Origin of the sequence: Stutzerimonas stutzeri RCH2 (assembly GCF_000327065.1) — a bacterium.
GTDB classification, from domain to species: Bacteria; Pseudomonadota; Gammaproteobacteria; order Pseudomonadales; family Pseudomonadaceae; genus Stutzerimonas; species Stutzerimonas stutzeri_AE.
In genome coordinates, this window is the sequence record NC_019936.1 from 4,560,241 (window position 1) to 4,575,057 (window position 14,817).

The 14,817-nt window shown below is 62.2% G+C and carries 16 protein-coding genes; all 16 read right to left on the reverse strand.

Features of this window, described 5'->3' with window-relative positions:
- A complete protein-coding gene (locus PSEST_RS21280) occupies positions 1-399 on the reverse strand; it encodes a F0F1 ATP synthase subunit I (RefSeq protein ID WP_080602191.1) in 399 nt (132 codons plus the stop codon).
- Positions 400-532: 133 nt separating this feature from the next.
- Positions 533-1,405, reverse strand: a complete 873-nt coding sequence (locus PSEST_RS21285; protein WP_015278980.1) for a ParB/RepB/Spo0J family partition protein — start codon at positions 1,403-1,405, stop codon at positions 533-535.
- A 9-nt stretch (positions 1,406-1,414) separates the two neighbouring features.
- Complete coding sequence (locus PSEST_RS21290; protein ID WP_015278981.1) at positions 1,415-2,203, reverse strand: ParA family protein; 789 nt, start codon at positions 2,201-2,203, stop codon at positions 1,415-1,417.
- 19 nt (positions 2,204-2,222) lie between these two features.
- Positions 2,223-2,870, reverse strand: a complete 648-nt coding sequence (gene rsmG, locus PSEST_RS21295) for a 16S rRNA (guanine(527)-N(7))-methyltransferase RsmG (protein WP_015278982.1) — start codon at positions 2,868-2,870, stop codon at positions 2,223-2,225.
- The gene (gene mnmG, locus PSEST_RS21300; RefSeq protein ID WP_015278983.1) at positions 2,870-4,762 is read right to left on the reverse strand and encodes a tRNA uridine-5-carboxymethylaminomethyl(34) synthesis enzyme MnmG; all 1,893 of its coding nucleotides are present in this window, start codon (positions 4,760-4,762) and stop codon (positions 2,870-2,872) included. Before mnmG ends, rsmG begins: the two co-directional genes overlap by 1 nt.
- 354 nt (positions 4,763-5,116) lie before the next feature.
- The gene (gene mnhG / locus PSEST_RS21305; protein WP_015278984.1) at positions 5,117-5,584 is read right to left on the reverse strand and encodes a monovalent cation/H(+) antiporter subunit G; all 468 of its coding nucleotides are present in this window, start codon (positions 5,582-5,584) and stop codon (positions 5,117-5,119) included.
- Positions 5,581-5,841, reverse strand: a complete 261-nt coding sequence (locus PSEST_RS21310; RefSeq protein WP_015278985.1) for a monovalent cation/H+ antiporter complex subunit F — start codon at positions 5,839-5,841, stop codon at positions 5,581-5,583. Before PSEST_RS21310 ends, mnhG begins: the two co-directional genes overlap by 4 nt.
- Before the next feature lie 2 nt (positions 5,842-5,843).
- On the reverse strand, positions 5,844-6,185 hold the full coding sequence (locus PSEST_RS21315) for a Na+/H+ antiporter subunit E (protein WP_015278986.1): 342 nt from the start codon (positions 6,183-6,185) through the stop codon (positions 5,844-5,846).
- Complete coding sequence (locus PSEST_RS21320) at positions 6,182-7,702, reverse strand: proton-conducting transporter membrane subunit (protein ID WP_015278987.1); 1,521 nt, start codon at positions 7,700-7,702, stop codon at positions 6,182-6,184. Before PSEST_RS21320 ends, PSEST_RS21315 begins: the two co-directional genes overlap by 4 nt.
- The gene (locus PSEST_RS21325) at positions 7,699-8,082 is read right to left on the reverse strand and encodes an NADH-quinone oxidoreductase subunit K (protein ID WP_015278988.1); all 384 of its coding nucleotides are present in this window, start codon (positions 8,080-8,082) and stop codon (positions 7,699-7,701) included. Before PSEST_RS21325 ends, PSEST_RS21320 begins: the two co-directional genes overlap by 4 nt.
- 2 nt (positions 8,083-8,084) lie before the next feature.
- A complete protein-coding gene (locus PSEST_RS21330) occupies positions 8,085-8,486 on the reverse strand; it encodes a Na(+)/H(+) antiporter subunit B (protein ID WP_015278989.1) in 402 nt (133 codons plus the stop codon).
- On the reverse strand, positions 8,483-10,792 hold the full coding sequence (gene mbhE / locus PSEST_RS21335; protein ID WP_015278990.1) for a hydrogen gas-evolving membrane-bound hydrogenase subunit E: 2,310 nt from the start codon (positions 10,790-10,792) through the stop codon (positions 8,483-8,485). Before mbhE ends, PSEST_RS21330 begins: the two co-directional genes overlap by 4 nt.
- Positions 10,793-11,066: 274 nt before the next feature.
- Positions 11,067-12,434, reverse strand: coding sequence for a tRNA uridine-5-carboxymethylaminomethyl(34) synthesis GTPase MnmE (gene mnmE, locus PSEST_RS21340; protein WP_015278991.1), 1,368 nt, complete (start codon positions 12,432-12,434; stop codon positions 11,067-11,069).
- A 73-nt stretch (positions 12,435-12,507) separates the two neighbouring features.
- A complete protein-coding gene (gene yidC, locus PSEST_RS21345) occupies positions 12,508-14,178 on the reverse strand; it encodes a membrane protein insertase YidC (protein ID WP_015278992.1) in 1,671 nt (556 codons plus the stop codon).
- 2 nt (positions 14,179-14,180) lie between these two features.
- Positions 14,181-14,426, reverse strand: a complete 246-nt coding sequence (yidD, locus tag PSEST_RS21350; RefSeq protein ID WP_015278993.1) for a membrane protein insertion efficiency factor YidD — start codon at positions 14,424-14,426, stop codon at positions 14,181-14,183.
- Positions 14,419-14,814, reverse strand: a complete 396-nt coding sequence (gene rnpA, locus PSEST_RS21355) for a ribonuclease P protein component (protein WP_015278994.1) — start codon at positions 14,812-14,814, stop codon at positions 14,419-14,421. Before rnpA ends, yidD begins: the two co-directional genes overlap by 8 nt.
- Positions 14,815-14,817 lie beyond the last annotated feature (3 nt).

Sequence of the window (14,817 nt, forward strand, 5' to 3'; positions counted from 1 at the left end):
TCAATGCTTCGGATTGTTTTTCATCAGCAGGAGCGCGCTTGCTCCGACTCCCAGCACCAGCAGATAGCCGGCAAACAAGGCGATCGGTTCCAGCGGTTTCACTCCCACGAACACCAACGCAAACAGCGCTGCTGCCAGAATCTGTTTACCCATCTCGCCAGACCAGAAGGACTGGATGATCGCCCGGGTCGAACGTGCGCCAAAGTAACGAAAGGCCTTGTACGCGAAATACACGTTCGCCGACAGCGCAATCAGACCACCGCACAGCGCGGAGTAGCCGGCGACAATACCAAAAACCAGGCCACATGAGACAGCGGTCACTACTACGACCATCGCCTGCATCAGCAATACGCGAAAAGCCGGTAGACGATGGAAGGGTGTTCTGTTGCGTATGTTCACCTGATTTCCATCATTGCAGCAGGCCGCGTAAATAATTGTCCGCAGTCAAAAAAGCGCGGCGAGTATAGGAGCAGGCCAGCCGGGGTTCAACACTCCGGTAGTATTTTCCGACCGGCACTACAAACAATTTGTATCAGCGGATGTGTGCCAATACGCCCTGCAATTCGTCGAGCGAACTGTAGCGGATAACCAGCTGCCCCTTGCCCTTCTGGCCATGCTTGATCTGCACCGGCGAGCCCAGGCGTTCCGCCAGGCGTTGTTCCAGACGGCTGATGTCGGGATCAACCTTCACTTCGACTTTGGGCGCTTCCTTGCTGCTCAGCCACTGGCGCACCATCGCTTCGGTCTGGCGTACGGTCAGGCCACGTGCGACAACATGCCGCGCGCCTTCGACCTGTTGTTCGGCCGGCAAGCCGAGCAAGGCGCGTGCATGGCCCATTTCCAGATCACCATGGGACAGCAGGGTCTTGATCTCTTCCGGCAGCGCAATCAGGCGCAGCAGATTGCTGACCGAGACGCGGGACTTGCCGACCGCGTCGGCCACCTGCTGTTGAGTCAGCTGGAATTCCTGCTGCAGGCGCTGCAGCGCGACAGCCTCTTCGATCGGATTGAGATCTTCGCGCTGGATGTTCTCGATCAGTGCCATGGCGATGGCGGCTTCGTCCGGCACTTCGCGAACCAGCGCCGGTACGCTTTCCAGTCCGGCCTGCTGGCTGGCCCGCCAGCGACGCTCACCGGCGATGATCTCGAAACGGCCGCCACTGATCGGGCGCACGACGATGGGCTGCATCACGCCGTGGTTCTTGATCGACTGCGCCAGCTCTTCGAGCGCCTGCGGATCCATGTCGCGGCGTGGCTGGTACTTGCCGCGCTGAACCAGGTCCAACGGCAGATGCTGGAGTTCACGGGTATCGACCTTGGCGGCCTCTTCCTGCATCGCCGAGACACTGGCGCCGCCGAGCAGGGCGTCGAGTCCCCGTCCTAGACCTCTTTTCTTGGTCGCCATGAATAGTCCTTATGCGAGGGCACCGCGGGCAGACTGGCGCTGGCGTCGCGACAGTTCGCCGGCCAGGGCCAGATAGGCCAGAGCGCCCTTGGATTGCTTGTCGTAGACCAGCGCCGGCATACCGTGGCTGGGGGCCTCGGCAAGCCGGACGTTGCGCGGAATTACGGTGTCATAGAGCTTGTCGCCGAAATGCGCCTTGAGCTGTTCGGATACGTCGTTGGTCAGGCTGCTGCGCGGGTCGTACATGGTGCGCAACAGGCCTTCGATCTTCAGACTCGGATTCAGTGCCTGGCCGATGCGCTGGATCGAGTTGACCAGATCGGTCAGCCCTTCGAGTGCGTAGTATTCGCACTGCATGGGAATGATCACGCCATCGGCGGCAGATAATGCATTGATGGTCAGCATCGACAGCGACGGCGGACAGTCGATGAGAATGTAATCGTAGTTCTCGCGGACCGGCGCCAGCGCCTCGCGCAGGCGTTTCTCCTTGGCCGGCAGATTCAGCAACGCCACTTCGGCCGCGGTCAGATCGCGGTTGGCCGGCAACAGCTGGTAGCCGCCGTGCTCGGAGAACTGCATGGCGTCCACCAGGCTGCATTCACCGATCAGCACGTCGTAGATCGAGTACTCCAGGCCGAGTTTATCCACACCGCTACCGGTGGTGGCGTTGCCCTGAGGATCGAGGTCGATCAGCAGCACCCGCCGGCGTGTGGCAACCAGCGATGCCGCCAGGTTGATGCAGGTGGTGGTCTTGGCGACACCGCCCTTCTGGTTGGCGATGGCGAAAACTTTAGCCATGGTCAGTGTCTGTCCGGGGTCATGAAGTGCGGCGCAGTATCAGCAGATGGCGCTGGCCTTGGCAACCGGGAACCTTGAGTACGTGACAGGCATCGAGACGGAAGTCGTCGGGCAGGCGCTGCAGCTCGTCGTCCGGCTGCACGCCCTTCATGGCCAGCCAGCGGGTTTCGGCATTGCCCAGATGGCGCGTCCAGCTGGTGAAGTCGTCCAGCGAGCTGAAAGCGCGCGAGGTGATGCCTTCGAAGGGTATGGCCGGCTGGTACTGCTCGACGCGACTGTGCACCACCTCGAGGTTGGCCAGTTTCAGTTCCAGCTTCACCTGTGTCAGAAAGCGCGTCTTCTTGCCGTTCGAATCGAGCAGCGTGAAGGCCCGCTCGGGGAACATGATTGCCAACGGTACGCCAGGCATGCCCCCACCGCTGCCAACGTCCAGCCAGGTACGGCCAGCCTCGGCAACGAAGGGCACTACGCTCAGGCTGTCGAGCAAGTGTCGCGAGACCATTTCGTCGGGATCGCGCACGGCCGTCAGGTTGTAGGCCTTGTTCCACTTGATCAGCAGCGCCAGATAGGCAAGCAATTGCTGCTGTTGTCGCTCGCTCAGTTCGATCCCGAGTTCCTGGGCGCCACGGACGAGCTCAGCGGCATGCGACTCACTGACCAGACTCATCAAGCGCTCTGCTCCAACCGCTGGCCGGCGTTGCGTTTCTTCAGGTGGATCATCAACAGCGAGACGGCCGCCGGAGTGACGCCCGGGATGCGCGATGCCTGGCCAAGCGTCTCGGGCCGTGCCTGGCCGAGCTTGTGCTGAATCTCCTTCGACAGTCCCGGAATCGTGGTGTAGTCGAGATCAACCGGCAGCGCGATGTTTTCACTGGCGCGCAGGCGCTCGATCTCGTCCTGCTGCCGTTCGATGTAGCCGGCGTACTTGGTCTTGATCTCGACCTGCTCGGCGACCTGCGGATCCTGCGCACCGTCACCGGTCAGTTCGACCAGGCTCTGGTAATCGATTTCCGGACGGGCCAGCAGATTGAGCAGGTTGTACTCGCGAGCCAGCGGGCTGCCGAAACGTTCGGCGATGGCATCGCCTTGCGGCGTACCGGGACGGACCCAGCTGCTCTTCAGGCGCTGCTCCTCGAGCTCGATACCTTCGCGCTTGGCGCAGAACGCGGCCCAGCGGGCGTCATCCACCAGCCCCAGCTCGCGGCCCTTCTCGGTGAGGCGCAGATCAGCATTGTCCTCGCGCAGGATCAGCCGATACTCGGCGCGCGAAGTGAACATGCGATAGGGCTCCTGCGTGCCAAGAGTGATCAGGTCATCGACCAGCACGCCGAGGTACGCCTCATCGCGGCGCGGACACCAGCTGTCCTTGCCCTGAGCACGCAGCGCCGCATTGGCGCCGGCGAGCAGGCCCTGGGCGCCGGCCTCTTCGTAACCGGTGGTGCCGTTGATCTGGCCGGCGAAGAACAACCCGCCGATGACCTTGGTTTCCAGGCTGTACTTGAGATCGCGCGGATCGAAGTAGTCGTACTCGATGGCATAGCCGGGCCGCACGATGTGCGCGTTCTCCATGCCGCGGATGCTCTGCACGATCTGCAGCTGCACGTCGAACGGCAGCGAGGTGGAGATGCCGTTGGGATACAGCTCATGGGTGGTCAGGCCCTCCGGCTCGAGGAAGACCTGGTGGCTGTCCTTGTCGGCAAAACGATGAATCTTGTCTTCGATGGACGGGCAGTAGCGCGGGCCCACACCTTCGATCACACCGGAGTACATCGGCGAGCGATCGAGGTTGGCGGCGATGATTTCGTGGGTTCGCGCGTTGGTGTGGGTGATCCAGCAGCTGACCTGCGGCGGATGCTGCTCACGACTGCCCATGAACGACATTACCGGCAGCGGGGTATCGCCTGGCTGTTCGGTCATCAGCGAAAAGTCCACGGTCCGGCCATCGATGCGCGGCGGGGTTCCGGTCTTCAAGCGTCCAACACGCAGCGGTAGCTCACGCAGCCGATTGGCCAGAGCGATCGAAGGCGGATCGCCTGCACGGCCGCCTGAATAATTCTGCAGGCCAATGTGGATAAGTCCGCCGAGGAAGGTTCCTGTAGTCAGTACCACGCAATCGGCAAGGAAACGCAGGCCCATTTGCGTCACGACACCCCGGACCTGGTCCTGCTCGACGATGAGGTCGTCCGCCGCCTGCTGAAATATCCACAGGTTGGCCTGGTTCTCCAGGGTTTCGCGGATAGCCGCCTTGTACAGCACGCGATCAGCCTGCGCACGAGTTGCGCGGACCGCCGGGCCCTTGCGGCTGTTGAGCACGCGGAACTGAATGCCACCCTTGTCGGTTGCCATGGCCATGGCACCGCCCAGGGCATCGATTTCCTTGACCAGATGGCTCTTGCCGATGCCGCCGATAGCCGGGTTGCAGCTCATCTGGCCGAGGGTTTCCACATTGTGGCTGAGCAGCAGGGTCTTCACGCCCATGCGTGCCGCTGCCAGCGCAGCCTCGGTACCGGCATGGCCGCCACCGATAACGATCACGTCAAAACGGGAAGGGAAGTCCACCACGCACCTCGTGCCTGTTCAGATTGGATTTCGGGAAACCGCGAAGTATAGGGACTAAGGCTGCGCTAAAGAAGGGCTTTGGACAAAAAATGACCAGCCGAACGCTGAGCGGTTGGATTACGCATAAATAGAAAAATAGAGAAGAAATATATAAAGAGCTTGTAGATATGTTTACTAATGGTGAAGGCAATTTCTGTGGATAAGGTTCTGTAGCCTAGAGCCTACGAAGGGTCCAGCGTTGCAAAAGGTTGTGCTGCGCCTGGGCTCTACCGGTGTAGATCGCGTGCGCTACCTGTTGATAGATTGTTTACTTATACACAGCGGTGTTATCCATAGGGTTCAGGCTAGGGTTATCTACTTGGCTGAACCTAGGTTATCAACAGGGCTCCTCGGCTCATCTACGTTGGTCCGCAGGTCTTCTCTGCCAGGTTCTGGATTTCGCTGGGGAGGGCTTTTCTCGGTCTGTGCGAGATATTCGTCGAGCGTTAGCGGGCTGCGTTCGAGTACGCCATCCAGCGCATCATCTCCATGCAGGCCGTCGAGCCGAGCCCCCGAAACATAGGCAGCCCGCCCAAGCAGGTGACCAGCGATAGGAATGGTCAGCATCAGAAAGATCACCGTGGCGGTGCCGATGAATGTGGCCTGGGCATCGCCCATCTCGATCATCACCCCGACGAGGATGAGTCCTGCACCAACCGTACCGGACTTGGTCGTGGCATGGATTCGCTGCAGGGGATCGGCAAAGCGCAGCAGGCCGAACATCGCGGCGAACAGAAAGATCACACCGACCAGCATGAAAGCCACTGCCAGGATTTCGATCATTGCTCGCTCCTCCCCTTGCGCATGATGAAGACGGCGAAGGCGCAGGTCCCGACGAAACCGATCAGTCCGAGACCGAAGCCCACGTCGAGAAACTCCCGGCGTCCGGTCATTGCAGCGACCAGCGCGGCGATGGCAACCCCAACGCCGGTCAGCATGTCCAGCGCGACCACGCGGTCGACCAGTGTCTTCGCGACGATCATTCGCCAGAGGGTCAAGGCCAGCGGCAGCATGACCAGGATCAGCAGCGTCGTGATCATGCTCACCATCTCTCGATGCGCGCGATGCGTCGCTCGAAGACTTGCCTGATCGACGCGATGATCTGCTCCGGCGCGCGGCCATCCAGCGCATGCACGTAGAGCAGGCGACGATCCTCGCTGACGTGCAATGCGCAATTGCCCGGAGTCAGCGAAACCAGACTGGCGAGCACCGCGACGCCGAGGTCGGTGCGCAGCTCGATGGGTACCGCGATGATCGAACTCTGCATGTTCGGCGCTGGCGAAAAGGCAGCGGCAGCCACTGCAACAGACGAGACGATCAGCTCATAGAGGTAGATGCCGAGCAGCTCGACCACATCGAGTACTCGGCGCAGCAGGCTGGTCATGGGCGAGGCTCCAGGATCGGGTTAGCCGGCAGCACGGCCGACAGGTAAGCGCTGGGCTCCAGCAGTGCCGCGGCGGCGGTTTGCGAAAAGAGGATCAACGGTTGCGGCATGAAACCGATCACCAGGGTCAGCGCACCGAGCGAGGCGATCGCCAGCAGCATGGGCAGCGGTATCCGGCGGGCCTCGGCGCGCGGCAGTACCGGCTTCTTCCAAAAGGCTTCCATCCAGATCTTGCTCATCGAATAGAGGGTCAACAGGCCGACGAACAGCGCCAGCCCGGCCAACCAGTGCTCGCCGGCACGGAAGGTTGCGTCGATCACGAGGAACTTCGCCCAGAAGCCGGACAGCGGCGGCAAGCCGGCCAGGGACAAAGCCGGTACCAGAAACAGCGCGGCCAGTAGAGGGTTGCGATACATCAGGCCGCCGCTCTTGCGCAGATCGAAGGTGCCGGAGGCCCGGTGAATGGCGCCGGCAAGCAGGAACAGGTTCGCCTTCACGATGATGTGATGAATGATGTAGAAGATGGCCCCGGCGAGCGCCGCCTGGGTGGATATGGCCAAGCCAAGCAGCATGTAGCCGATCTGGCTGACGATGTGGAACGAGAGGATTCGCCGTACGTCCCACTGCACCGCCGCGCCGAAGACCCCGAACAGCATGGTGCCGGCCGCCAGCACCGCGACGATCTCACGGATACCGCTGTCTTCGACGCTGAAGATCAGGGTGAACACGCGGAAACAGGCATACACGCCGACCTTGGTCAGCAGCCCGGCGAAGATTGCCGAAACCGTGATCGAGGCCGTGTGATACGACGCCGGCAGCCAGAAGAACAACGGGAAATAGCCGGCCTTGATGCCGAAGCCACAGAGCAGTAGCAGCGCCGACAGCGTCAGGTTGATCGACGGTTCGGTCTCGGGCAGCACCCGGGCGAGATCCGCCATGTTCAGCGTTCCGGTCGCGCCGTAGAGCAGTGCAACCCCGGTCAGAAACAGCAGCGTGGAGAACAGGTTGAGCACCGCATAGCGCACCGTCGCATCGAGCCGGGCGCGATTGCGGCCGATCGACAGCAGGCCCATCGCGGTGATCAGCATCACCTCGAACCAGACGTACAGGTTGAAGATATCGCCGGTGAGGAAGGCACCGTTTACGCCGGCCAGCATGCCCAGCATCAATGGATGGAAGCCTGCCTGTTCCTCGCGGCGGCGGATATCGGCGAGACCGAAGGTCATCACCGCGGCGGCAAGGATACCGGTAATGGCCACCATGGCGGCGGACAGTGCATCGGCGACGAATACCACGCCGAAGGGAGCATCCCAGCCGCCAAAGCGGATCGCCAGCACGCCCTGCTGGTAAACCGCAGCGAGCAGCAGTAGCGAAGATGCCAACAGCAGAGTTATGCACAGGCCGGTGACCAAGCGTTGCGCGCGGCGATGTTCCCACAGGCAGGTCGCCAGACCCGCACCAAGAATCGGCAGCAGTACCGGCCAGAGCGGCGCATGCAGGATCAGGAATTCGGTCACGGGCGATCCTTAGTGGCCGAGAATGGCGAACCCAGGCGCTCGGCTGCATCGATATCGCGCGTATCGACGCTGCCCGCGCTGCGGTAGGTCTGCAATGCCAGGGCAGCGAAGAACGCGGTCAGTGAAAAGCCAATGACGATTGCGGTCAGCACCAGCGCCTGGGGCAGCGGGTTGGCGGCATCGGCGGCCAGGCTGGTCTCGCCTGCGCGGATGACGGCGGGGACGTTCGTTACGATCCGCCCGGAGAGGAAGATCACCAGGTTGATCGCCGCCGAGAGCATGGTCACCCCCAGCAGGATCCGCACGATATGGCGGGAGAGGATGAGGTACAGGCTGCAGCCAGCCACGATGGCGATGGCGAATGCAAAGAGCAGATGCATATTCAGAGGCCCTCGCAGAAACGCAGGATCAGAGAAAGGATGCCGCCCAGCACGACGAGGTAGACCCCGATATCGAACAGCAGGGTGGTACCGATATGGACGCTGCCGAGAATCGCCCACTGGTGAGCCAGGAACGAGTCGTCCAGCCAGAGGCCCGGCAACCCGCCAAGCAGCGCAGCGAGGATGCCGCAACCGATCACTGTCATCGGATCGAAGCGCAGCGTGGCGCGGGCGACGTCCACGCCGCGGGCAAGTGCCAGCGTCGCGAACCCGGCCGCGGCGATCAGCCCGCCGACGAAACCGCCACCCGGCTCGTTGTGTCCGCGGTAGAGCACGTAGAGCGACACCGCCAGCATCAGAATGAAGAGAGTCCGCGAGAAGGCGGCGAAAATCAGAGAATTCATGGCGCGGCCCTCCTGCGGGGCAGCGCCCGTAGCAGCCCCCACACGCTCATCGCGGCGAAGGCCACCACGACCACCTCACCCAACGTGTCGATGGCGCGGTAGTCCACCAGCACCACATTCACCACGTTGCGACCATGGGCCTCGAGGTAGCTGGTTGCTGCGTAGAACTCGGAGATCCGTCCATCCAGAGGCAATGCCACCGTGGCAGCCAGCGCGACAAAGACCACCAGCGCGAAGCCGGCCGAGATCAGGATGTCCAGGCGCTTTTCCCGCGGCTCGCGGGTCGAGGCTGCGCGCTCCGGCACCCGCAGCAGCAGCGCGACCAGGATCAGCACCAGCAGCACTTCGACCGAGAATTGGGTGAGCGCAACGTCTGGCGCGCCATTGAGCAGGAAGATCAGCGCCGAGCCGAACCCCACCACGCCAACCGCGATCATGGCGCGCAGTAGCGATGGGGTGCGGGTGGCGGCAAAGGCACCCAGGCACATCAGCAGCAGCACGATGATCGAGGGCGCATCGAAGCGCCCGCCGGTCATGGCGATCAGCGGACGCGTACCGCTGGCCAACACGCCATAGCCGATGATCAGCAACACCGCTGCCGCGACCGTGGAGGTGTAGCGGTGCTGATCACCGTTCTGCAGAAACCGGGTGCAGCGTTCGGCCAGGCGCAGGAGGCCGGCGAATGCTGCGTTGAAGCCGAAATCGCCAAGCACCCGGGCCAACCCCTTGTTCAGTGACAGCGCATAGTGGATGCGATGCCAGTAGGCGATCAGCCCGCCGGCGAAGGCGACCACGGTGGCGCTCAGCGCAAGCATCGGCGTAAAGCCGTGCCAGAGCGAGAAGGACAGGTCCACGGTATGTCCGACCAGCACATCATTGGCCGGCTGGATCAGCCCGCGCACGAGAAAGTCAGGCGCCAGACCGAACAGGAAACCCAGCCCTCCCAGTACCAGCGGTCCGAGGTACAGGCCCAGGGTTTCCGGATGCTTGATCTCGCTGCGTGTCTTGCCGAGGTAATAGGGACGAATGGCCGCCACCCCGGCGATCGCAGCGAAAACCGCATTCACCAGAACCGCCACGGCGACCACGACCCAGCCTGAGGATGCGTTGAGCTGGCTCTCGAACAGGTATTCCTTGGTGATGAAGCCCAGCGTCGGCGGCAGTCCGGCCATCGAGATCGCCGCCATGCCGGCCGCCAGGGTGGTCATCGGCAGGCGTCGGGCCAGCCCGCCGATCTTGCTCAGCCGCCCCTCGCCAACCGCATGGATGGTGGTTCCGGCGCAGAAGAACAGCGCCGCCTTGTACAGCGCATGGGCGATGATGAAGGCAATCAGCGCGGTCACCGAGTAATCGCCGTCCAGCCCGATCAGCATCACCAGCACCCCCAGCGAGCCCACGGTGGAATGCGCCAGGACCTCCTTGAAGCCATCAGTGGATAGCGCCCGTACCGCGGCCACCAACATGGTCAGGCTACCGACGATCACCAGGGTCGAGCCAAAAGCGGGGATGCCCTCGAAGATGAGATCGAAGCGGGCCAGCAGGTACACCCCCAACTTGACCATGGTCGCCGAGTGCAAAAAGGCCGAGGCTGGCGCTGGCGCTTCCATGGCCTGCGGCAGCCAGAAATGAAACGGCAGCTGTGCCGACTTGGTGAAGGCGCCGAGCATGATCAGGATCATCGCCGGCACGGCCAGAGGACTGGCCAGCAACTCCGGCGCACGCTGCGCCACTTCAGAGAGTGAGAAGGTACCTAGCGTTATGCCGATCAAGAGGATGCCGCCGAACAGTGCCAGCCCGCCGCCGCCGGTCACGATCAGCGATTGCAGCGCGGCTTTGCGTGCTTGCGCGCGGTGCGAGTTGAAGCCGATCAGCATGAACGACAACAGGCTGGTCGCCTCCCAGAACACGAACATGACGATGAGGTTGTCGGACAGCACGGTCCCCAGCATGGCGGTCATGAACAACAGGATCAGGGTGAGGAAACGTGCAGCCTCCTCCTTCGGCGAATGCGAGAAGTAGGCGCCTGCGTAGATCGTCACCAGGGTGCCGATGCCGGTGATCAGGAGCACGAACAGCAGGGCGAAGCCATCAAGCCTCAGGGTCAGCGAGATGCCCAGTGCTGGCACCCACTCGAGGGTTTCGGTGATGGCACCGACCTCGGGAAGACTGGCGCCTTTCGCCAGAAAGAACAGGAACAGCCCGGCTGGCAACAGCGCAGCGACCCATCCCCCATGGGGAAAGGTACGGCTGACGATGAACCTGGCGAGGATCGCCCCCAGGAATGAAACGAGTAATGCAGCAAGCACGGCGCCATCCTCTTGTCGGGGATTGCTGGAAACGGCTGCGTGTTTTGATAACAAAGGTAGTTCAAAGGATGCGCCGACGGCTGTTACCAGCTATGTCAGGCGCAGCGGCAGGCGGGGTACAAAGGCCGCGAGAGAAGGATGGCTGGCGGGGCCCTGACGGGTCGCCAGCTCAGTGTTAACGGCGCTTGCAGCGGGGTAGGCGAAGACTGCCAGCGTGCCGGTCGGCACATCGAAACGCCGCCCGGGCGGGGTTGCCCGAACGCTTTTTCAATTGTTACTTGCCTATGCAGAAGCTCGAGAAGATGCGCCCGAGCAGGTCATCGGAGCTGAATGCGCCAGTGATCTCGCCCAGTGCCTGTTGTGCCAGACGCAGGTCCTCGGCGAGCAGCTCACCGGCGCCGGCCAGCGTCAGCTGGTCGTAACCGTGCCGCAGATGCTCGTCGGCCAGGCGCAGTGCATCGAGGTGCCGGCGCCGCGCGCTGAAGCTGCTTTCGGCGGTCTGCTCGTACCCCATGCACTGCTTCAGGTGTTCACGCAGCAGCTCGATGCCTTCGCCTGAACGCGCGCAAAGGCTTAGCGTCACATGCCCATCGGCGCTGACGCTCAGAGCAATCGCCTCTCCGCTGAGGTCGGCCTTGTTGCGGATCAGCGTTACCCTGCTCGGCTCCGGGCTGAAGTCCAGGAACTCGGGCCACAGCGCGAGCGGATCCTCAGCCTCTGGTGCGCTGGCGTCGACCATCAGCAAGATACGGTCCGCCTCGCCGATAGCGCTGAGGGCGCGCTGCACGCCGATGCGCTCGACCTGATCCTCGGTATCACGCAGGCCGGCGGTATCGACCACGTGCAAGGGCATGCCATCGATGAGGATGTGTTCGCGCAGCACGTCACGGGTGGTTCCGGCGATATCGGTAACGATGGCCGCCTCACGGCCTGCCAGCGCATTGAGCAGGCTGGACTTGCCGGCATTGGGCCGACCGGCGATGACCACGGTCATCCCGTCACGCAGCAAGGCGCCCTGCCCTGCCTCACGCAACACTGTGGATAACTCTTCGCGCACGCCGTTGAGCTGTTCCAGCACGTGGCCATCGGCGAGAAAGTCGATTTCTTCTTCAGGAAAATCGATCGCTGCCTCAACGTAGATGCGCAGCTGAATCAGCTTTTCGGTCAGTTGATGCACCCGTCGCGAGAATTCGCCTTGCAGCGAGCGCACCGCATTGCGCGCCGCCTGGGTGGAGCTGGCTTCGATAAGGTCGGCAATGGCTTCGGCCTGGGCGAGATCGAGCTTGTCGTTGAGAAAGGCGCGCTCGCTGAACTCTCCGGGCCGCGCGAGTCGCACGCCGAGCTCGACACAACGTTGCAGCAGCATATCCAACACAACCGGGCCGCCATGCCCCTGCAGTTCGAGCACGTCTTCGCCGGTAAACGAATGCGGTCCCGGAAAGAACAACAGCAGGCCTTCGTCGATCACTTCGCCGTCGTCAGCATGAAACGCGCCGTAGTGCGCATGCCGTGGCGTTGGCTCGCGGCCGCTCAGGGTAATCGCGATCGCTCTGGCACGCGGACCGGATACACGGACGATGCCGACGCCTCCGCGGCCAGGAGCTGTGGCGACAGCGGCGATGGTGTCGCGAACTGGATTCATGCGGCCTCCTTTCTGGATGGCAGATAGCAAAACGCCCCAATCAAGGGGCGTTCTGCATTTGGCTGTTGAGACGTCAGGCTGTCTTCGCCGCCGCCTCGATCTGCCGGGTAATGTACCACTGCTGGGCGATGGACAGGACGTTGTTGACGACCCAGTACAGCACCAGACCAGCTGGGAACCAGAGGAAGAAGAAGGTGAAGATGATCGGCAACAGCTTCATCACCCGCGCCTGCATCGGATCCGGTGGCGTCGGGTTGAGCTGCTGCTGGATGAACATGGTCACGCCCATGATGATCGGCAGGATGAAGAACGGATCCTTGATCGACAGGTCGGTGATCCAGAACATCCAGGGCGCCTGGCGCATCTCGACGCTTTCCAAGAGTACCCAGTACAGCGCAAGGAAGACCGGCATCTGCACCAGAATCGGCAGGCAGCCGCCCAGCGGATTGATCTTCTCCTTCTTGTACAGCTCCATCATCGCCTGGGACATCTTCTGGCGATCATCACCGAACTGTTCCTTCAAAGCCTGCATCTTCGGCGAAACGGCACGCATGCGTGCCATCGAACGATAGCTGGCGGCGGAGAGCGGGAAGAAGGCAAGCTTGATGATGATCGTCAGGACGATGATCGACCAACCCCAGTTGCCCAGCAGTGCGTGGATGTTTTCCAGCAGCCAGAAGATCGGCTGGGCGATGAACCAGAGGATGCCGTAGTCGACGGTCAGACGCAGACCGGGCGACAGTTCTTCCAGTTTGTCCTGGCTCTTCGGACCGGCATACAGCGTGGCACCGGTTTCACCCTGAGCGCCTGCCGCTACGGTGACCGCCGGGCCGGTGAAGCCAATGATGTAGTTGCCCTGGCTGTCCTTGCGGGTCTGCACCTGGTTGGTGTCTTCGGCCTGAGGGATCCAGGCGGTGACGAAATAGTGCTGCAGCCAGGCGATCCAGCCGCCCTGCACGGTTTCACGCAGGTTCTTGTCGTCCATGTCGCCCATGGAAACCTTGCGATACGGCTCGTCCTTGGTCCACAGAGCCGCACCCAGGTAGGTGGCGGTACCAGTGGCGGTGCTCGAAGACGGGTCGCCACTCTTGTCGCGCTTGAGCTGACCGAACAGATAACCGGTCCAGGGCTGTTCGCTCTGGTTGTCGATCAGGTAGTTCACTTTCAGCGCGTAGTTGCCGCGCTCGAGAGTGAAACGCTTGATGTAGTTGACGCCGTCAGCGCTGTAGTTGAGATCGACGACCAGCTGGTCCTGACCCTCGGCCAGCTGGTACTCGGTCTTCTCGCTGCTGTACTGAGGGCGGCCGCTGGCCTGGTCCGGACCATCCCCGATCAGGCCGCTCTGGGCCTCATAGGTACGCTCGCCGCTGCGTTCGAACAGCTGAAACGGTACATCCGGACGATCCTGACGACGCGGGAACTGCGGCAGGTGCAGCTCGACGATGTCACCACCACGTGGGTCGATGGCCACATCCAGCACATCGGTACGCACGCGGATCAGCTGGCTGCTCGGCGCCGTGGCCGGCAGGGCACTGGCCTGTTGCTGACCAGCCACTGCTGGCACGTCATCGGCATTGCCTTCGCTGGTAGCGCTGGGACTATCCGGAAGGGTTGGAACGCCAGGCTGGCTTTGCGCGGTTTCGGCAGGCAACGCTGCCTGACCGTAGTCCTGATTCCATTGAAGAACCATCAGGTAGGCAACGACTGCTAGTGCTACGAGCAGTATCGAGCGTTTGATATCCATGGTTACTCGGCCATCGGAGATGAATTGGAAGTGTTAGGGGAAGGCACGGGATCGTAGCCACCGGGATTCCACGGGTGGCAGCGTCCCAACCTGCGCAGACTCAGCCAGCCGCCACGCAGCAGACCATGATTTTCGATGGCCTCGAGCGCATAGCAGGAGCAGCTTGGATAGAAACGACAGTGACTGGCCATCATGGGACTGATGGCGTACTGGTAGACCTTGATCGAAGCGATGGCCAATTTACGCATGGGTGCTGTTGGCGGCTCCAGGTTCGACGGCGGTCTTGGATGGGCTGCGTGACAGTCGCTTCCAGAGCTTGGCGAATTGCTTCGCCAGTTCGGGATTGTCCAGATCAGCCAATCCCTTGCGGGCGACGATCACGATGTCCCAGCCCGCCAGTTCCAGTTGATGATGGCGAAAGGTCTCACGTATCTGCCGCTTGATGCGGTTACGTTCAACCGAAAGCTTGACGCTTTTCTTGCCGATCACCAGCCCGAGGCGGGGATGCTGCAGATCGTTCTCTCGTGCCAGCAGCAGGACGTTCCTGCCCGGCACCTTACCGGAAGGGGAGTCGAAGACTGCCTTGAATTGGCGGGGAGTAAGCAGTCGCTTTTCCCGGCCGAAGCCCCGACTCACTAC